This window comes from Actinomycetospora succinea, from assembly GCF_004363095.1.
GTDB classification, from domain to species: Bacteria; Actinomycetota; Actinomycetes; order Mycobacteriales; family Pseudonocardiaceae; genus Actinomycetospora; species Actinomycetospora succinea.
Genome location: NZ_SNYO01000011.1, coordinates 57828 through 76747 on the forward strand (window position 1 = coordinate 57828; position 18920 = coordinate 76747).

Annotated in this window: 18 protein-coding genes; 9 read left to right on the top strand and 9 right to left on the bottom strand. The window is 74.5% G+C overall.

Features of this window, described 5'->3' with window-relative positions:
* The first annotated feature begins 39 nt into the window (after positions 1–39).
* The 5 genes from EV188_RS26605 to EV188_RS26625 are packed head-to-tail and all read left to right on the top strand — an operon-like array spanning position 40 to position 5359.
* Positions 40–1260 (top strand): glycosyltransferase, encoded by a 1221-nt coding sequence (locus EV188_RS26605; RefSeq protein WP_133829362.1) that lies wholly within the window; start codon positions 40–42, stop codon positions 1258–1260.
* Complete coding sequence (locus EV188_RS26610) at positions 1257–2234, top strand: GDP-L-fucose synthase family protein (RefSeq protein WP_133829363.1); 978 nt, start codon at positions 1257–1259, stop codon at positions 2232–2234. Before EV188_RS26605 ends, EV188_RS26610 begins: the two co-directional genes overlap by 4 nt.
* Positions 2231–3208: a GDP-mannose 4,6-dehydratase gene (gene gmd, locus EV188_RS26615; protein ID WP_133829364.1), complete on the top strand. Its 978-nt coding sequence runs from the start codon at positions 2231–2233 to the stop codon at positions 3206–3208. The genes EV188_RS26610 and gmd overlap by 4 nt, the downstream gene beginning before the upstream one ends.
* On the top strand, positions 3205–4437 hold the full coding sequence (locus EV188_RS26620; RefSeq protein WP_166660103.1) for a lipopolysaccharide biosynthesis protein: 1233 nt from the start codon (positions 3205–3207) through the stop codon (positions 4435–4437). The genes gmd and EV188_RS26620 overlap by 4 nt, the downstream gene beginning before the upstream one ends.
* Positions 4438–4480: 43 nt before the next feature.
* Complete coding sequence (locus EV188_RS26625) at positions 4481–5359, top strand: alpha/beta fold hydrolase (protein WP_133829366.1); 879 nt, start codon at positions 4481–4483, stop codon at positions 5357–5359.
* On the opposite strand, the gene EV188_RS26630 is transcribed toward EV188_RS26625, so the two are convergent.
* The 4 genes from EV188_RS26630 to EV188_RS26645 all read right to left on the bottom strand — a co-directional run bounded on the left by EV188_RS26630 (position 5316) and on the right by EV188_RS26645 (position 10599).
* Positions 5316–6230, bottom strand: coding sequence for a TIGR03619 family F420-dependent LLM class oxidoreductase (locus EV188_RS26630; protein WP_133829367.1), 915 nt, complete (start codon positions 6228–6230; stop codon positions 5316–5318). The two genes, EV188_RS26625 and EV188_RS26630, sit on opposite strands and share 44 nt — an antisense overlap.
* Positions 6231–6292: 62 nt before the next feature.
* Positions 6293–8029: a tyrosine-protein kinase domain-containing protein gene (locus tag EV188_RS26635; RefSeq protein ID WP_133829368.1), complete on the bottom strand. Its 1737-nt coding sequence runs from the start codon at positions 8027–8029 to the stop codon at positions 6293–6295.
* On the bottom strand, positions 8026–9423 hold the full coding sequence (locus EV188_RS26640) for a hypothetical protein (RefSeq protein ID WP_133829369.1): 1398 nt from the start codon (positions 9421–9423) through the stop codon (positions 8026–8028). The genes EV188_RS26635 and EV188_RS26640 overlap by 4 nt, the downstream gene beginning before the upstream one ends.
* 102 nt (positions 9424–9525) lie before the next feature.
* Positions 9526–10599, bottom strand: a complete 1074-nt coding sequence (locus EV188_RS26645; protein ID WP_133829370.1) for a glycosyltransferase — start codon at positions 10597–10599, stop codon at positions 9526–9528.
* Positions 10600–10697: 98 nt separating this feature from the next.
* On the opposite strand from EV188_RS26645, the gene EV188_RS26650 reads away from it, so the two are divergent.
* Positions 10698–11819, top strand: a complete 1122-nt coding sequence (locus EV188_RS26650) for a glycosyltransferase (protein ID WP_133829371.1) — start codon at positions 10698–10700, stop codon at positions 11817–11819.
* Positions 11820–11851: 32 nt separating this feature from the next.
* On the opposite strand, the gene EV188_RS26655 is transcribed toward EV188_RS26650, so the two are convergent.
* Positions 11852–13162 carry a right-handed parallel beta-helix repeat-containing protein gene (locus tag EV188_RS26655; protein ID WP_166660104.1) on the bottom strand — a complete coding sequence of 437 codons (1311 nt, stop codon included), beginning with the start codon at positions 13160–13162 and terminating at the stop codon, positions 11852–11854.
* A gap of 133 nt (positions 13163–13295) precedes the next feature.
* Here EV188_RS26655 and EV188_RS26660 point away from each other — a divergent pair, with 133 nt between their 5' ends.
* The 3 genes from EV188_RS26660 to EV188_RS31980 all read left to right on the top strand — a co-directional run bounded on the left by EV188_RS26660 (position 13296) and on the right by EV188_RS31980 (position 15265).
* Positions 13296–14393: a GNAT family N-acetyltransferase gene (locus EV188_RS26660; protein ID WP_133829373.1), complete on the top strand. Its 1098-nt coding sequence runs from the start codon at positions 13296–13298 to the stop codon at positions 14391–14393.
* 91 nt (positions 14394–14484) lie between these two features.
* Entirely contained in the window at positions 14485–14610 is a 126-nt protein-coding gene (locus tag EV188_RS33055; RefSeq protein WP_279536772.1) for a hypothetical protein, read from the top strand.
* A 502-nt stretch (positions 14611–15112) separates the two neighbouring features.
* Positions 15113–15265, top strand: a complete 153-nt coding sequence (locus EV188_RS31980; RefSeq protein ID WP_166660105.1) for a hypothetical protein — start codon at positions 15113–15115, stop codon at positions 15263–15265.
* A 57-nt stretch (positions 15266–15322) separates the two neighbouring features.
* Here EV188_RS31980 and EV188_RS26665 read toward each other — a convergent pair whose 3' ends face one another.
* The 4 genes from EV188_RS26665 to EV188_RS26680 form a co-directional block, all read right to left on the bottom strand.
* A complete protein-coding gene (locus EV188_RS26665; protein WP_166660106.1) occupies positions 15323–15919 on the bottom strand; it encodes a histidine phosphatase family protein in 597 nt (198 codons plus the stop codon).
* Complete coding sequence (locus EV188_RS26670; RefSeq protein WP_208114383.1) at positions 15868–16851, bottom strand: lysylphosphatidylglycerol synthase transmembrane domain-containing protein; 984 nt, start codon at positions 16849–16851, stop codon at positions 15868–15870. Before EV188_RS26670 ends, EV188_RS26665 begins: the two co-directional genes overlap by 52 nt.
* Positions 16852–17079: 228 nt before the next feature.
* The gene (locus EV188_RS26675; RefSeq protein ID WP_133829375.1) at positions 17080–17913 is read right to left on the bottom strand and encodes a class I SAM-dependent methyltransferase; all 834 of its coding nucleotides are present in this window, start codon (positions 17911–17913) and stop codon (positions 17080–17082) included.
* Positions 17910–18905: a glycosyltransferase family 4 protein gene (locus EV188_RS26680; protein ID WP_133829376.1), complete on the bottom strand. Its 996-nt coding sequence runs from the start codon at positions 18903–18905 to the stop codon at positions 17910–17912. The genes EV188_RS26675 and EV188_RS26680 overlap by 4 nt, the downstream gene beginning before the upstream one ends.
* Positions 18906–18920 lie beyond the last annotated feature (15 nt).

Sequence of the window (18920 nt, forward strand, 5' to 3'; positions counted from 1 at the left end):
CTCGATCCCGCTGCCCGGCTGGACGTGCTGGTCCTCGGCATGCACTACCCGCCGGAGCACACCGGGAACGCCCCCTACACCGCCGGGATGGTGTCGGCGCTCGCTGAGGCCGGACATCGCGTCCGGGTGGTCACCGGCTACCCCCACTACCCCCAGTGGTCGGTCCATGAGGGCTACTTCGGGCTGCGTTACCAGGACGCCGACGGCGGAGTGCCCGTCACGCGGGTGCGGCACCCGGTCCCGCGCGACCCGTCGGCGCTCCGTCGGGTGGTCATGGACGCGACGTTCGCCGCGCACGCCGCAGCGGTCGGTCGACAGGGCGCGCGGCGCCCGGACGTCGTCATCGCTGTGAGTCCTGTCCTGCTGACCGTCCTCGCCGGCCTGCGATGGCGGAAGCCCGGGCTGACGGCGCTCGGCGTCGTCACCCAGGACCTCTACAGCAGGGCGGTCTCCGAGACCGGCATCGCGTCGGCGGGTGCGGGGCGGGCGGCCGCCAAGCTCGAGGGCTGGTTGCTGAAGCAGGCCGACGGTGTGGCCGTGGTGCACGACCAGTTCGCCGACGGCGTCGCGCGGCTCGGCGTCGACCGCGACCGCGTCACCGTGATCCGCAACTGGTCGCACGTGGCCTCCGGGGCCGGCGATCGCTCCGCCACACGTCGCGCCCTCGGCTGGCGGGACGACGAGGTCATCGTGCTGCACGCCGGCAACATGGGGCTCAAGCAAGGACTGGAGAACGTCGTCGACACCGCCCGCCTCGCCGACGAGCGCGGTGCCGACGTGCGCTTCGTCCTGCTCGGCGACGGCAACCAGCGGTCGGCCCTGGAGGAGCGCGGCGAGGGCGTCGGGCGCCTGCAGTTCCGTGATCCGCTTCCCGGCGACCACTTCTCCGACGCCCTCGCGGCCGCGGACGTCCTGCTGGTCAACGAGGCGCCGACGGTCGCCGAGATGTCGGTGCCGAGCAAGCTCACGTCGTACTTCACCGCCGGTCGGCCCGTCGTCGCGGCAACCTGGGAGCGGAGCGCGGCCTCGGCGGAAATCCGTCGATCGGGGGGTGGCGTGCGCGTCGACCCGGGCAGCCCCCAGGATCTGCTCGACGCCGTGCGCGGGCTCGCCGGGGACCCCGCCCGCATCGACGCGCTCGCGACCGCCGGGCGCGCCTATGCGGAGGAACACCTCGGCGCCGCCGCCGCACACCGTGACTACCAGCGCTGGGTGGAAGACCTCGCCGCCTCCCGCGCATCCGAGGGGGGAACTCCGTGACTGCACCACTCTCGAGCTGGGAGCCGGGCCGACCGCTGCCGCGGGACGCGCGGGTCTTCGTCGCCGGTTCGTCGGGTCTCGTCGGCTCTGCCGTCGTGCGCCACCTGCGCGCCGCCGGCTTCACCGACGTCGTCGGCGTGCGCTCGAGCCAGGTCGACCTGCGCGACGTCGCCGCCACGACGCGGTTCCTCGACGAGACCGCGCCGGCGATCGTCGTCGACGCCGCTGCGCGGGTCGGCGGGATCGCGGCCAACGCGGCCGAGCCCGTCGAGTTCCTGCACGACAACCTGCGCATCCAGGCGAACCTGCTCGACGCCGCCCACCGCGCCGACGTTCCGCGCCTGCTGCTGCTCGGCTCGTCGTGCATCTACCCGAAGTTCGCCGAGCAGCCCATCCGCGAGGACTCCCTGCTCACCGGAGCGCTCGAGCCCACCAACGACGCCTACGCGATCGCGAAGATCGCCGGGATCATGGGCGTGCAGTCCTACCGCCGCGAGTACGGGCGCTCGTGGATCTCCGCGATGCCGACCAACCTCTACGGGCCCGGCGACAACTTCGACCTCGAGAAGTCGCACGTCCTGCCGGCGCTGATCCGGAAGTTCCACGAGGCGCGCGTTTCCGGAGCGCCGACCGTGACGGTCTGGGGCACCGGGACGCCGCGGCGCGAGTTCCTGCACGTCGACGACCTCGCGGCCGCCTGCCTGCACCTGCTCGAGACCTACGACGACCCGGCGCCGATCAACGTCGGCGTCGGCGAGGACGTCCCGATCGCGGACCTCGCCTCGCTCGTCGCCGACACCGTCGGCTTCACCGGCGAGATCGTCTACGACACCTCCCGGCCCGACGGCACGCCGCGCAAGCTGCTCGACGTCTCACGTCTCCAGGCGCTGGGCTGGAAGCCGACCATCGGGCTCGCCGAGGGTCTGGCCTCGACCTATCAGTGGTTCCTCGAGCAGCAGGGAGCGCAGCGGTGAAGCGGGCGTTGATCACGGGGATCACGGGGCAGGACGGGTCGTATCTGACCGAGTTGCTGCTGGGCAAGGGCTATGAGGTGCACGGGATCATCCGGCGCTCCTCGACGTTCAACACCGGCCGGATCGATCACCTGTACCAGGATCCGCACGAGCGTGATCAGCGCCTGGTGCTGCACTACGGCGACCTCACCGACTCCAGCCGTCTGGTGACGTTGATCGAGAAGGTGCGCCCGGACGAGGTGTATCACCTGGCCGCCCAGTCGCATGTGCGCGTGTCGTTCGACGAGCCGGAGTACACCGGCAACACCACCGGCGTGGGCACCGCCCGGCTGCTGGAGGCGATCCGGATGGTCGGGGTCGACACCCGCTACTACCAGGCGTCGAGCTCGGAGATGTTCGGGGCGACCCCGCCGCCGCAGAACGAGGACACCCCGTTCTACCCGCGCTCCCCGTACGGGGCGGCGAAGGTCTACGGGTACTGGATGGCCCGGAACTACCGCGAGGCCCACGACCTGTTCGCGGTCAACGGGATCCTGTTCAACCACGAATCCCCCCGCCGCGGGGAGACGTTCGTGACCCGCAAGATCGCCCGCGCCGCGGCGCGGATCAAGGCGGGCCTCGAGCAGCACGTCTACCTGGGCAATCTGGACGCGGTGCGGGACTGGGGCTACGCGCAGGAGTACGTCGAGGGCATGTGGCGGATGCTCCAAGCTCCCGAGCCCGCCGACTATGTGCTGGCGACCGGGACCGCGACCACCGTGCGGGAGTTCACCCAGTACTGCTTCGAGCGCGTGGGGCTGGACTGGGAGGAGCACGTGCGGTTCGACGAGACCTACCTGCGGCCCACCGAGGTCGACGCCCTGATCGGCGACGCGTCCAAAGCCCAGCGCGACCTGGGCTGGAAGGCCCAGACCATGCCCGAACAACTCGCCCACCTCATGGTCGACGCCGACCTGGCGGCACTCCAGAAGTGAGAGCACCCGGCGGCGCCCTCGGGCTCCTCCTCGGCCGCATCGGCGGCGTCGCCGGCACGCTGGTCGCCGGCCAGCTGGTCCTGGGCCTGACCTACGTGGTCGGCGCCCGCTCCATCGACCCGGCCACGCTGGGTCTCATCGCCACCGTCGCCGCGGTGGGACAGATCGCGGCGACGGTGTTCGATGCCGGCTTCATCAACTACTCGGTGCGCGAGACCGCGGCGGGGCGCCTGCCGGTGGCCACGGCGCGAGCGCTCGTGCGGGCGAAGCGACGCTGGTCGCTGCTGCTGCTCGCGGTGGGACTGGCGGTGGCGCTGTGGTTGGCGCCCTCGCTCGCGGCGGCGCTGCTGCTGTCGCTGACCGGTCCGGCGATGTGGGAGGCGCAGACCGCGCACGGGCTGCTGCGCGTCGCCGAGAAGTTCTCTCAGGCCTCGATCGGCCAGCTCGTCGGACGGGTCGTCGGGCTGGGCGTGGCGCTCGCGCTCGTGCCGTTCGGGTGGGGCGAGGTGGCGCTGGCGGCGGCGATCCCCGCGAGCTTCGTGGCCGAGGCGCTGCTCGACCGCTGGTTCCTCGGCGCGCCGCCGGAGCGGGCGCGGGCGTCGCGGGAGCTGGTCTCCCACTCCCGCGAGAGTCTGGGGTTCGGCTTGTCCAACCTCGCCGCCCAGGCCCAGCAGCTCGACACGCCACTCGTGACGCTCGGCGCCGGCGCGTTCCAGGGCGGCCTCTACGCCGCGGCCGGGCGGCTGATCGGCCCGCTGACGTTCCTCGCGACGTCGCTGCAGCTCGTCGCCGCGCCCTGGCTCGCGCGCGCCGGCACCGACCCCGACGCCCTGCACGCCGAGGAGCGGCGCGTCATCAAGGTCGGCGCGGCGCTGGCCGTCGCTCCCCTGCTCGTCGCGCTCGCCGGGCCGCCGCTGATCCCGCTGCTGCTCGGCGAGGAGTACGCACGCTCGGGCACGGTGTTCGCGATCCTCGCGGTCGGGGCCGCGATCGTGACCCTGAACCAGCCGCCGGCGATCATCGCGCAGACCCGCGGGCACCAGCGCGGCGTCGCCACCGCGATCGCCGTCGGGCTGGCGTTCGGCCTCGCCGCGACCCTGGTGCTGTCGTCCTTCGGGGGCGCCGTCTGGGCCGCCGCGGGCTACCTCGTCAGCCAGGTCATCATCTTCGTCCTGCTCTGCGTCGTGGCCCGCCGCGCCCGCCGAGCACCCCTCCCGGCGTCTATGTGAGCGCTTTCTGCCCCTATAGGGCCGGAAAGTGCTCACATAGGTCGTGGCTCTCTTCCCGGGTTTCGACGTCGTCGACGTGACCGTCGGCGGCACCACGATCCACGGCCGCGTCGGCGGCTCCGGTCCGCCGCTGCTGCTCCTGCACGGCATCCCGGAGACCCACCTCATGTGGCGCCACGTCGCCCCGGCCCTCGCCGAGCGGTTCACCGTCGTCGCGACCGACCTGCGCGGGTACGGCCGCAGCGGCGTCGGGACGAGCGACGACCACTCCATGCGCGCGCTGGCCGCCGAGCAGCTCGCCGTGATGCGCGCGCTCGGCCACGACCGGTTCGCCGTCGCCGGCCACGACCGCGGCGCCCGGTGCGCCTACCGGATGGCGCTCGACCACCCCGACCACGTCGATGCCCTCGCCGTGCTCGACGTCGTGCCGACCGCCGAGGCGTTCGCCCGCGCCGGCCAGGAGTTCGCGCTGGGCTACTGGGTCTGGTCGTTCCTCGCCGCGGCGGCACCGGTGCCCGAGCAGCTGGTGCTCGGCGCACCGGGCACGCTCGTCGACCACATGCTCGACTCCTGGTCCGACGACCCCGCCGCCTTCCCGCCGTGGGTCCGCGACCGCTACACCGCGACCTTCCGCGACCCGGCCCGCGTGCACGCGGTCTGCGAGCAGTACCGCGCGGCCGCCGAGGTCGACGTCGCCCACGACGAAGCCGACCGCGGCGCCCACCGGATGCGCTGCCCGGTGCTCGCTCTCTGGAGCGCCACCGGCGCGGTGAACAGCTGGTACGAGCCGCTCGCCGTCTGGCGGGAATGGGCCGACGACGTGCGCGGCGGCGCGCTCGACGCCGGACACTTCCTGGCGGAGGAGGCGCCCGACGAGATCACGAAGGCGCTGCGCGAGTTCCTGAGCTCAGCGGGGTCATGACGGCGAGGGTCTCGTCGACGGACGTGCCCGGCGGGAACTGCAGCAGCACGTGGTCGACGCCGAGCGCCTCGAGGGCGACGAGGTCTGCCGGCCAGCGCTCGGGCGGTCCGGTGAACACCTCGCCGGGGGCGTCGGCGGCCGTCGGGTCAGCGGCCACGCGCAGGACGACGGGCATCATCGCGGGATCCCGGCCGGCCTCCTGCGCGTCGGCCCGCCATTGTTCGAGATCACGAGCCAGGTGGGCGAGGCCGTTGCGGTGGGGGTGCAGGCCGTCCCCGATCCGCGCCGCGCGTCGCAGGCCGGCCGCGGTGTTGTAGCCGACGAGCAGCGGGATCGCGCCGACCGGCTTCGGCCCGATGTCGGAGCGCGGGATCGGGAAGCGCGTGCCGTCGCGTTCGACGGGGTCGGGCGCCCACACCGCCCGCATCGCCGCGAGGTGCTCGTCGAACCCCTCTCCCATGACGCTCGGCGGGACATCGGCGACCGCGAACTCCTCCGCCATCCACCCCGACGTCACGCCCGCCCGCGCCCGTCCGCTGCTGAGGCGGTCGAGCGTCGCGAGACGCCGGGCCAGCAGGACGGGCGGGTGGTAGAGGACGTTGATCGCGCTCGTCCCGAGCCCGATCCGGTCGGTGCGGGCGGCGAGGTGGCAGAGCAGGTCGATCGGGTCGTAGACCGACGCGTAGTACTCGGCGGGCATCGTCACGAGCACCGGCACGCCGGGCATCGCGACCGGTGCGTGGGGCCGCAGCCACCGGTCGACGACCCAGACCGCGTCGAGCCCGATCCGCTCGGCGCCGACCGCCAGCCGCACCAGCTCGCCGGGGTCGACGTCCGCTCCCCCGTTGGGCAGCCCGAGACCGACCTCCATGGCGCCCCCTTCATCGTGACGAAAGGGACGAATACCACCAGTCGGGCGCCTCGCGGAAGCGGCTACTCCGGGCGATGCCCGTTGGGGCTCGGCACGGTGATCGTGCCGCGGGTGGCGCGACGGCGGGGCCGCGTCGTTCCGGGCTGGCTCTCGGCGGGCGTGGGCGCGGGCGTGCGCTCGGCTGTGGTCCGCTTCGGCGTCGCGCTCTCCTCGGGCGCGGCACCGCGGGCGCGCACCCGGGCGGTCGGGTGGTCGCCGTCCGCCTCGTCAGCTGGCATCGGCTCCGGGCGCGTTCGCACGGTGCGCGACGGGGACCAGGCAGCCGGCTCGGGCTCGCGCGGGGCCGGAGCCGGAGTCGGGGCCGGTGCGGGAGCAGGCGCGGGTGTCGGTTCCTCGGACTGGGACGACGAGCCCGACGGCAGGGCGAGCATCGTCCGGCGGGCGCCGCCCGGGGCATCCCGGACGTCGGTCGCCCAGGTCAGGAGCGCGCCGAGCACGGGCACGCCGGCCAGCCCGAGGGCCGAGGCGGCGGCGTCGATGTCGTCGGGGCGTGTGCTGCCGCGGCGGCACACGAGCACGACGCCGTCGGCGTGGCGGGCGACGTCGACGGCGTCGGCGGCGTCGGTGACGGCGGGCGTGTCGACGATGACGTGGTCGTAGCGCTCCCGCAGCGTCGCAAGCACGGAGTCGAGCCGGCCGCCGATCAGCACCTCGCTCGGCCGCGCGCCGGTCGCGCCAGCGGTCAGCACGTCGATGCTGCCGCGCGACCAGCGCTGGATCGCGGCCTCGAGCGCGACGCCCTGCTCGAGGACCTCGCGCAGGCCCACGTGGGTGTCGAGCGCGAGGGTGTCGGCGAGGGTCGGGCTGCGCAGGTCGGCGTCGACGAGCAAGACGGACGCGCCGGACGCGGCGAAGGCGACGGCCAGGTCGACGGCGGCGGTCGAGGTGCCCTGATCCGGCCCGGTGCCCGTCAGCACGAGGCAGCGCCGGTCCTCGGCCACCGAGCGCAGCGCGGCGCGGGCGCGGCGGTAGGACTCGGCGCGGGCCCGCATCCGGCGGGCGTTGCGGCCGCGGGCGCCGGTCGGCGGCTCGGCGAGCAGGGCCGGGTACTTCGGGGCACGGCGCAGCGCCGGCACCACGCCGAGCACCGGGGCGCCGAGACGCTCGGCCAGCGTGTCGGGGCTGTCGACGGCGTCGCGCAGCGCACGGCGGGCCAGCGCGACACCGACGCCGAGCACGAGCCCCACGAGCAGCGCGACCGCGAACAGGATCGTCGTCCGCGGGCCCGACGGCTCGTCGGGCGTGGTCGGCGGGAGGATCACCTCGGCGGTCGCGATCGGCCGGTTGACCACCCCGCCGGTCGACTCGATGGCGCCGACGAGCCGCGTGAACGCCGTCGACACCGCGCCGGCGACGAGCCGCGCGTCGTCGGGCGAGCGCTCGGTGACCTCGAGGGTCAGCACCACGGTCTCGGTCACCGAGCTGGCGGTGATCGCGCCCTGGATCTCGTCCGCGGTCGGGGTGCCGCCGAGCAGCAGCGACGCGTCCCGGGCGACCCGCGGGCCCTGGAGCAGCTCGGTGTAGGACTTCACCCGCTCTGTGGAGAGCTGCGCGCCCGAGTAGGCGTCGGTCGACGACGACTCGGGCTGCGCCGACGCGACGTAGAAGACCGCCGACGACGTGTACGTCCGCGGCAGGAGGACGTCGAGCAGCACCGCGCCCAGCAGGCACAGCACCAGGACGCCGGCGATGAGCTTGCGGTCCTCGCGCAGGACGGTCCAGTACTCGCGCGCGCTCATGAACGATCTCCTCCGAGGGCCGCGGGGGGTCGGGCCGGGGACGGGACGGGGACGGGCGGGGGCGTCGGCGATGACGCGGTGGCCGGATCGGGCACCGAGGAGCGGCCCGCCCACCAGCGGTGCCAGCGGGCCAACGCCGGCGCACCGGGCTCGGCCCGTTCCTCGGCGGTGAGCCCCTCCGCGGCGCAGGCGACGGCGACGAGCGCGAACGCCCAGGTCGACGCGGCCGCGGGCTGCGAGAGGAGCAGGGTCAGGAAGACGACGAGCGCGATCGGGACCGCCCGGCCGACGCGGACCGCGCCGCGGCCCGGGGCCACGAACGCGGGCACGAGGATCGCCAGCGAGACGAGCACGACGAACGGGAGCCCGTTGACGGCGACGTCGGAGACCAGGTTGATGCCCGCCTGCTTCTCGGAGCCGAGCCCGCCGAGCGGCGACTCCGTCAACGCGCGGATGCCGGCGTCGGTGGCGTCCTGGCGCTCGGCGAGGGAGGCCTCGTTGGAGGTCTGCTTGGCCGACAGCCCGAGCACCGGGGCGTAGAGCGCCGCCCACCCGGCACCGGCGATCGCCGCGATCCCGCCGATCTGGCGCAGGAACCCGCCGAGCCCGATGCCGCCGCGCGGGCGCAGGAAGAGGTCGAGCGCGAGCACGACGACGAAGACGCCGAACCCGGCCGTCGACAGCGTGCCGGCGAGCCCCGCGAGGATCAGCACCTTCACCCAGCGCGCGCGATAGCCCACGGCGTCGGAGAGGAACCACGCCACGGCGCAGGACATGGCCATCCAGCCCGACTCGCGGCCGAACCCGGTCAGTCGCGGCACCTCGAGCCCGAAGACCTCGGAGGTCGAGTAGCTGATCGTGAACGGGAAGTACACGGGCTGCGGCTCGACGGTGCCCACCGGGACGGTCGCGATCTGGCCCGCGCCCAGGCCGGCGACGCCCCAGAACAGCGCGGTCACCACCCACGACGCGCTCACGAGCACGACGGCGATCACGAAGCCGCGGGCGACCGCCCGTCGGGCGCGCGGGTCGGCCAGCACGATCGCGAACGCGACGAGCGAGCCGATCGTGAGGACGAAGTCCTGGAAGAGGTCGCGGATGCGGTCGGGCGCGAACACGGCGGCGCCGTGGCCGACCATCCAGAGGTAGGCGACCGCCACGAGGCCGACGAGCAGCGGCACCGCCGGCACGGCGCGCGCCGGCACCCGCTCGCGGCGCAGGAGGGCGGCGACGGCGGCGAGCACGGCGAGGGCGCAGCCGGCGAGCGCCGTGCTCTCGCCGAAGACGCCGGGGCGCAGCAGCGGGAGCGTCGCGAGCATCGCGGCGGCGGCCACGAACGCGGGCAGGGTGGGGGCGGTCAGCGAGCCCCACAGGGTCCGCATCGGCCGCGCCATGTCACCCCCAGCTCGTCTCGTGCCGGAGAGGGCACGGCCGTTCGGACCAACGCGAGGCTACCCGATCGGGTCAACGTCGTCCGGGGTGTCCGTGCCGGAATCTCACGCTCGGTCGTCGAGGAGACCCGTCACGAAGTCGTCGACCCCCAGGACACCCGCCGCCTTCTGCGCCGAGACTACGTAGCGTTCGCGGTCGGCGAGCAGGCGGGTGATCGCCTTCACGACGTCCTCCGGGTCGTCGACGCGGGCGCCGACCCCGCACCCCGTGGCGTCGAGCACCGTCGCGATCCAGCCGCGATCCGGGCCGAGCACCGGTACCCCGCGGGCGCACGCCTCGGCGACGATGCCGCTCGGTGCGTCGTTGTCGTGGAGCACCGCGGCGACGTCGACCGACCGGAGCGCGGCGTCGAACTCGTCCTCGTCGAGGAGGCGGTCGTCGACGTGCAGACGGTGCTCCGTGCGCAGCCTCTCGGCGTCGGGGTCGGTGTCGAGGAAGGCGCGGACGTCGGGCTCGCAGCGGCCGGCGAGGACCACGTCGACGTCGTCCCGGCGGGCCGCGGCGCGCACCAGGACGGGCACGTTCTTGCGCGCGCTGATCACGCCGAGGGCGCCGATGCGGGTGCGTCCGCTCCGGTGTCCCCCGGGCAGCTCGGCCACCGGCGTCACCGGATCGCGGACAGGCCTGACGCCGGGGAAGCCGGGCCGGCGGGTGACGACGCCGAAGGCGTCGGTGAGGAAGAGGACCCGGATCGCCGGCAGCCGTCTCAGAGCCGCGACGAGCGCAGGCTTGAGCGCCATGCCGACCGTGGCGGCCTCGGGTCCACCGGGCGTCGCCGTGCGCATGAGCAGGAGCGTGATCCGCGGCCGGCGCGGTCGAGCCAGCGAGAGCGAGCCGCGTAGGAGCGTCCGCAGCAGGGGACGCACGGCCTTGTCGCCGTCGGGGATCACGAGGTGGCCGGCGCCGTGCTCGGTCGCGGTGACCAGCGCCTCGGGGATCGCGGTGTCGTGGTCGTCGCTGCCGAGTTCGATCACCTCGGCGTCGGCGAGGTGCTCGCGGAACTCGGGTGAGGCGGCGACCTGCGGCGACACGAGGAGGAGACGCTCCGTAGGCGGGAGCCCCTCGAGGAGCAACCGGACGTAGCGCAAACGGTGCCCCAGCGGCTCCAGTTCGACCACGGCAGTAGTCCGAGAGTGATGCACCTTGCTCCATCCTGACGAAAGACGGCCGAGGTCGTTAGGTTACGCAGGCTGACTGAGCATGGGGTGAGGTGTCGATGGAGATCGCGTGGATGACCGACGCGCAGGCTCCCTACCGTGAACCGCTGTTCTGCGAGCTCGCGCGGCGCGGCGACCTGACGGTCCACTTCCTCTTCACCGAGGAGCCGGAGCGCCACTTCCGCTACCGTCCCCACCCGGGGTACGCCTCCGCACTGGTCCCGTGCTGGCAGATCCCGCGCCGGGGCCCGCTGGCGAGCCTCGACTCGTACCAGGCGGTCCTGAAGCCCGGCGCCACGCGACCGGTGCTCGACGCCGACGTGATCGTCATCCCGACCTGGGCGCAGCTGGCGAGCGCGTGGACGATGCTGCGCGCGGTCCGCCGCGGCGTCCCGTACGTGATCTTCTCCGAGAGCACCCTGACCAGCCGGCGCTTCGCGAGCGGGCCGGTCGACCGGCTGCGGCGCTGGCTGTTCACCCACGCCGGGGCGGTCGTCGTCCCCGGTCCCGCCGCCCGTGACGCGTCGATCGCCTCGGGTGTCGCGCCCGAGCGGATCGTCGAGTCGGTCAACAGCATCGACCTCGGGCTCTTCGGCGATCGCCCGCGCGAGATCCGCGCCGGCCTGGGCGAGGGCACCGGTCCCGACGCCGCCGGCCACCGCTACGTCTACGTCGGCCAGCTGATCGCCCGCAAGAACGTGGGCGCGCTGATCGAGGCCTTCGCGCGCCTCGACGGGTCGCCCGAGCTCGACGTCGTCGGCGACGGGGTGGAACTGCCGGCGCTGCGGCAGCAGGCGGCTCGGCTGGGCGTCGCCGACCGCGTGCGCTTCCGCGGGTTCCTCGACGAGGACGGCGTGGTGGAGGTGCTCGCGAGCACCCAGACCCTCGTGCTGCCCTCGCTGGAGGAGGTCTACGGGTTCACGCCGCTGGAGGCGCGCGTCGCGGGACTGCACGTGGTGGTGTCCGACAAGGCCGGGATCGCCGAGAACCTCCGCGACGTCGACGGCGCGTGGATCGTGCCGCCGGACGCGGACGGGCTGTTCGGCGGGCTGGAGGCCTCGCGGCAGGCGTGGACGGGCTGGGCGCAGGACGTGCCGACCGACTCCGCGTCACCGGAGCGGTCCGCCGACGACGTCCTCGCCGCGGCGAAGATCGCGCTGGGAGGCGCTACGCGCACGTGAGTGTTCTGGGTCGCGGGAGCGACCCAGAACACTCACGTGGCAGAGCCATTGAGCACGTTCCCCACCACGCGGACCGCACCGGTGCGCCGCAGCGCGAAGGCACCCTCGAGCGTCCCGACGCCCGGACCGTCGACGCGATTGCCCGTGATCGCGCCGGCCGGGACGTCGTCGAACGCCACCGCGCGCACCCTGGGCCCGCAGTGCATCTCGTTGCCCTCGACGACGATCTCCGTCGGCGGGTCCTGCGGCCGCCCACCCGCGGTGAGCGCGTCGCCGCCGGCGAGCGCACCGACGAGCGGGATGTCGTTGGTGTTCATCGTCGCGTCGTGGCGGTTGCCGCGGACGGTGACGCGGCGCGCGCCGCTGATGATCTGCACGTGCGCGAACTCGCGCAGCCCGCATGCAGTGAACGCGTTGCCCTCGACGAGCACGTCGGTGGAGAAGTCCTCGACGTGCACGGCCTCCATCCGGTAGCGCTCCATCGTGCAGCCGCGCACGACGACGTCGGCGCAGTAGGCGATCCCGACGGCGAAGCCCGGGGAATCGTTGTCGCGGAAGGTGCAGCCCTCGACGAGGACGTCCCGGAAGGAACCGTAGGGACTGTTGAACTCGAGATCGGTGTTGGCGTTCCGCACGAAGGTCGCGCCCCGGACGACCATCTGCTGGGTGACCGCCCGCGATTCGTTGGCCTGGTAGAGCCCGTAGGTCGTGGTGGCGACGCTGGTGTCGGTGATCGAGAGGTCGGTGCTCGTGTCGTTCACCGTGCCGACCTGGATGCCGTGCGCGAACGTCGCGAGCGCGTCGGTGTGCCCGAGCAGCACCGAGCGGGAGAGCCGGAACCCGTCGGCACGGCCCAGCCGCACGAGCACGGTGTCGACGTCGGTGAGGCGCTCGACGACCAGCCCGTCCAGGGTGACGCCCGGCGCGTCGACGAGGAGCCCCACGAGGACGGCCCCGCTCCCTTCCGGTCGCAGGAACGACCGCCCGGGCTCGCCCGCGACGGTGACGCCGGCCGGCACGGACAGCGGTTCACTCAGCACGAGCCGGTACTCCCCGGCGGGGACGGCGACGGTGCGCGGCCCGCCGGGATCACCCGCGGCCGCGAGCGCGGCGCGGAAGGCGGGGGCGTCGTCGGCCCGCCCATCACCCCGCGCGCCGAGGTCGCGGACGTCGACGACGGGGCCGTCGCGGAGCGGCGCACCGCTCGGCGTCGGCACGTCGGCCGGGATGCCGGGCACCGGCGGCGCGGCCGCCCCGGCACACGCGGCCGGTGCGGCGACGGCGACGAGGCCCGCCGCGAGTCCGAGCCGCAGCGCCCCACGGCGCGACCACGAGTCGATCACGACAGCAGTATGCCGCCGGGAGGACGAGCGGACGTTCTCCTCCATCGGGCGTACCGGCACTCGCACACTCGCGCGATCCGGAGCGCGCCGCCTTTCCCTAGCGTTCACGCTCCCGTTACGAGGAGCGCCGCCGATGGACGTCGACGTGGTCGAGCCCGCGGAGGTCGGTCCGGCCGAGCGCGAGCGGTGGGCCACGTTCCAGGACGGGGACAACCGCCTGCAGAGCCCCTTCCTCTCGCTCGAGTTCACCGAGGCCGCCGCGCGCCACCGGCCGGAGGTCCGCGTCGCCGTCGTCTCCGAGGACGGCGAGGTCGTCGGCTTCCTGCCCTTCGAGCGGGGTCCGTTCGGCGAGGCGACGGGCCCGGCCGCCCTGGTCAACGAGGCCCACGGCGTGGTCCACCGCCCGGGATGGACGTGGGACACCCGCCGGCTGCTCGACCTCTGCGGCATCGGTGTCTTCGACTACGACCAGATGCCCGGCCGGCCGGCGCCGTTCAGCCAGCACACGACCTGCCGCGGCGAGTCACCGATCATGGACCTGCGCGACGGGTTCGACGCCTACCTCGCCCGGGCGCGGCAGCGCTCGTCGCGGATCAAGGACCTCCCCCGGCGGCGGCGACGCCTCGAGCGCGAGGTCGGGCCGGTGCGCTTCGAGCTCGCCGCCGACGACCCGGACGCGGTCCGCACGCTCATCGCCTGGAAGTCCGAGCAGTACCGGAGGACGGCCCGCCGGGACCGGTTCGCGACGCCGTGGGTCCGCGCGCTCGCCGAGGACGTCGCGACGCTGCGGACGCGCGGCTGCTCCGGGACCGTGTCCCTGCTGTGGGCCGGGGACACCCTGGTCGCCGGGCACCTCGGTCTCCGGTCCGCGCAGGTCCTCCCGACGTGGTTCCCGACCTACGACCCGGGGTTCTCCCGGTACTCGCCGGGCCTGCTCCTGCACCTCGCGATGGCCGAGCACGCGGCAGCCGAGGGCGTCGACTACATCGACCTGGGCCGTGGGCCCAGCGACTACAAGGACTGGCTCGCCGACCGCAGCCACGAGGTGTGGGAGGGCCGAGCCGTCGTCCGGACCGGCGCGGGCGTCGTCCACTGGGCCCGTCACGTCCCGATGCGCGAGCTCCGCAACGCCGTCGTCGCCCATCCGCGCGTCTGGGGGGCCATGGACCGCACCCTGCGGACGTTCGCCTCGTTCCGGGCGGCCGTACGCCCCGGGGCCGACCCCGAATGACCAGCGACGTTCCCTCGTTCGCCACGTAACGACGGGGGCCCGGCCACCGAAGCAGCGGATGACGGTGTCGGGGTGGCCGGAGGGGCTCGAGATGACCATCTTTCTGACGGCGGTGGCGGGTGCGACGGCCGGAGCCGCGGCGTGGATCGCCGCGCCGTGGGCGAGCATGGCCGTGCACGGGACGATCGACCAGCAGCGCTGCGCCGTCCGCCGCTGACGACCCCTCCGGGACCGGGCGCGTCCCGGGATTCGTGCGCCGGGGTCGACTCCTTCCCCCGTCCGCTCACGTTTCGGTCTCGGTACCCCCACGGACCCCACCCGTCCCTCAGGATTTCCCTCTGCGGACTCCAGGGGGGAAATGCCGCACCGGGGGTGGCACGTGGGGAGAACATCAGCGGTCGCGATCGTCGGCGGGATCGTCGTGCTCGGATGGGTGCTGGCGCCGGTCGTCGACATGATCCGGCACGGCACCTGCGACCAGCGCACGGTGCGGGGCTGGCGCTCCGAATCGGAGCGTGACGAACGGACTACGGAGGATTCCGACGTCGCCATTCCGCGACAGCGCGGAATGTCGGCGGAGTCCGTCGCGCCCGATCACGGGGCAGGAATTCTCCCCGGTCGGGTGAGATCACGCAGAGATCGCTAACGACCGGGGCCGCCCACGCGAGAAGCAGTCGACAGCCGGCACCGAGGCCGGCCGCCACCGGTGGGGGGTTCTCATGGCCAAGCACTCGGCTCCGCAGACCGTCGTGGTCGTCCCGAGCAGCACCACGATCATCCGGCCGATCGCCGTCAGCGCTGAGGCTTACCTCGGCAAGCTCCGGGCCATGACCTCGGGCGCGCCGACCCCACCCGGGCGGCACTCGCGCTGACGTCTCGTTCCCCGGACCCCGTCGGCCGGCGCGGTGCCGACGACTCCGGGAACGACGTCACGCCGGGAGCGCCGTGCCGACGTGCAGCGGGCCCTCGTCGTTGACGGCCAGGAGCAGCGGGACGCTGCCGCTGGTGTCGATGCGGCAGACCGCGGCGTCGACGAGGTACATGCGCCAGGCGATCTCGATGCCGACACCGAGCGCCCAGCTGATCGCCGCCTTGATCGGCGAGACGTGGCTGACCACGACCACCTCCCCCGTGGCCGCCTCGGCCGCGAGCTCGGTGCAGGCGGCGGCGACGCGGGCGCGCACGGCGACGAGCGACTCGCCGCCGGCGGGCACGTGCTCGGGGTCGGACTGCCAGGCGCGCCAGCCGTCGCCGTCGAGGGCGTCCATCGGCTGGCCGTCGAGGTCGCCGTAGTCCATCTCGGTCCAGCGGGCGTCGCACTCGACCTCGAGGTCGGCGCCGAACAGCGCGGCGGTCTCGCGGGCCCGTGCGAGCGGGCTGGACACGAGCCGGGTGGGCCGAGGGAGGCCCGCGGCGAGCGCGCGGGCCTGGCGTCGTCCCGCGTCGGTGAGCGGCGGGTCGGACCGGCCGCACATCACCCCGCGGGCGTTGGCCTCACTCTGACCGTGGCGGACGAGGGTGAGCACGTACGCCACGGTAATGCCGCCCAGCCGGGCCACCGGCGCGCATTCGGGCGACCGACCGCGTCCGCGAGCAGGACGACCGCGCCCGGGAGGCACGAGATCAGGGCCAGCACGCCGTAGACGACGGACGTCGCGAGCCCCTGTCCCGGGTCGAGCCCGACGGCGGCGAACGCGACCGCGGCCGCGGCCTCCCGCGGGCCCCAGCCGCCGACCGTCAACGGCACCGACATGGCGAGCAGGGCCACCGTGACCAGCGGCAACAGCTGCCCGAGCGGTGCGCTCACCCCGGCCGTGCGGGCCGCGAGGACGAACAGCGCGAGCAGCCCGGCGAGGGCGATGAGCGAGAACAGGAGCACCGCCGGCGCCGTGCGCACCCGGCCCAGCCCCTCGCGCACATCGCGCAGCGCGGCCAGCAGGGCGACCCGGACGCGAGTGGCCCGGCGGGCAGTGGCGATCCACACACCCGCGGCCAGCAGAGCGACGCCGAGCGCCCCCGCCAGCACCCCGAGCCCGGGGCCGACCAGCGAGTGCAGCAGCGCCGGGCTGGCGACGAGCACGGTGACGCCGACGGCGACCACCACGACCTGCCCGGCCACCCGCTCGATCACGACCGCGCGCGCGCCGCGGGCGTCGCCGGGGCGGTGGTGGCGCACGGCGCGGTGCACGTCGCCGAGCACGCCCGCGGGCAGCAGGGAGTTCAGCAGCGTCGCGCGGTAGGCGTCGGCGGTGGCGTCGCGCAGGGACAGCGTCAGCCCCACGCCGCGGGCGACGACGCACCAACGGGCGGCGCCGGCGACGGTGGTCATCGCGCCGAGGGCCAGGGCGGCGACGACGGCGGGCCAGGTGATGGCACCCAGGGCGTCGACGACACCGCCCGCGCCGAGGCGGACGACGAGGAGCACCGGGACACCGAGGCCGACGATCAGGCGGAGCACGGAGGCGAGGGTGCACCGCGCCGGCCTGGAAGATCCGACGTTCTGAGAAATCGGCGGCGGGTTCTCATCGGCGGTGGCGTTCTCGGGGCTGGTGCGGGGCGTGGGGAGCGCGGTGGCACCGGGCAGTTCTGTCGCGGGGAGCGGCACGGGGGAGATCCAGACGGGGAGCTGGGGAGCGGTCTGTTCTGGTGCGGGGAGGCGGGGCGTGCGGGTCAGGTCGGTGTCATGTCAGGGCAGGGCCAGGAGGTCGAGGTGGCCGACGGTCACGCGCAGGCGGCCCTGCTCGGCGGCCTCGAGGCGTCGCTCGAGGTAGGCGTCGGCGTGCCGCGCGAGGTCGGGGTCCTGCGCGACGGCCGCCGCCACCCAGCCGTGGAGCCAGGCCTGGACGAGGTCGACGTCGTCGAGCCCGAGGTGCCACGGGCTCGCCCGGGAGCGGACGACGGCGCCGTGGCGGGCGAAGGCCTCCTCGGCGAGGGCCGCGGCGTGCGGACCGAGCAGCGCCCGCCCGTCGACGGTGCGCTGCTGGTGGGCGTCGAAGGCGGTCGCCATGGCGACGTCGCGGGGCTCACCGGGGTCGATGCGCACCGAGCCGACCACCGACAGCGTCAGCAGCGCCGCGCAGCCGGCCCCGACGCACGCCGCCGCGATCGCGTCGATCTCCGCGGCGGTGAGCACGTCGAGCAGCGCCGACGCGGTGACGAGGCCGACGCCGGCGAGGTCGCCGGCGGTCAGCGTGGTGACGTCGAGCTCGCGGGTCTCGGCCGTGACGGGCGAGCCGTCGCGGGCGACGTTCGGGAGCGTGTCGGCGACGTGGCCGAGCAGCGCGGCGTCGCGGTCGGCGAGCACCCAGTGCTGCGGCCCGCCCAGCTTCGGGGCGAGCCAGCGGGCCATCGACCCGGTGCCGGCGCCGAGGTCGAGGATGCGCCCGGGGGCGGGGTGCCCCGCGCGCAGCTCCTCGACCAGGTCCACCGCGCGCGCCTCGGCGTCGGCGCCCTCGCGCAGCGCGAGCCAGTCCGCGGCCGCGGGGGCGCCCGGGGCGGCGTGATCGGGCCGGTCGCTCACGCGAGGGGACGGAACTCCAGCAGCTCGGCGAGCGCCCGGTCCACCCGTCGCGATGTCTGTGTCCACGGGTGCAGACTGCATCGTTGGGACGACGCTGAGATCCGTAACCCGTCCCGGTGCGCACGATCCGCGAACCAGCGGTACAGCGTTGCGACGAGTGCGGGTACGTCCTCAGGAGGCGTTAAGACTCCGCCGTTCGCCGCAGTGTCGGGGAGGCCGCCGACGGCGCTCGCCACCACCGGGATACCGCGTGCGAGGGCTTCTGTCACCACCATGCCGTACGTCTCGACGCGCGAGGGGGCGACGAGCAGGTCGGTGGCGTCCCAGATCGCGTCCAGCTCGGCGCCCGTGCGCGGGCCGGGGATGCGGACGCGGTCGGCGAGGCCGTGGTGGTCGATCGCCGCGCGGAGGTCGGCGACGAACCCCGGAGCGCGGCCGGTGGGCCCGACGAGGTCGAGGGTCCACGGGTGCTCGCGCAGCGCCGCGAGGGCCTCGACGAGCAGGTCCTGGCCCTTGGTCGGCGTGACGGCGCCGAGGCAGAGCAGGTGGTGGGCACCGTCGCTACCGGTCGCGAGGGGCGCGGGGTCGACGCCGGGGGTGGCCACCACCGACGCCCCGACCCGCCGCGCGGTCCACGGGCTCGTCGCGATCACGACCCACGCGGCCCGCAGCACCGCGCGCTCCCCCGCGTCGAGGTCGGGCTGCTCCACGCCGAGGGGCAGGTGCACGAGGACGGCGAGCGGGCGCCGCGCGGCGTGCGGGACCACGACGTCCGGGACCCCGCAGGCCACGAGGCCGTCGAGCAGGACCGGGCCGTCGCCGCCGGCGAGCTCGGCGTCCAGTTCGTCCCGTGCCGAAGGACCCGGACGTGGCCACGCCCCGGGCAGCTGGACGTCGTCGACCGACCAGCCGAGCTCGCGCAGACCGGCGATCACCCGGGCGTCGTAGAGGTCACCGCCGCTGACCAGCACCTCCTCGGCGACGGGCCGCACCGTCGTGAGCGACCA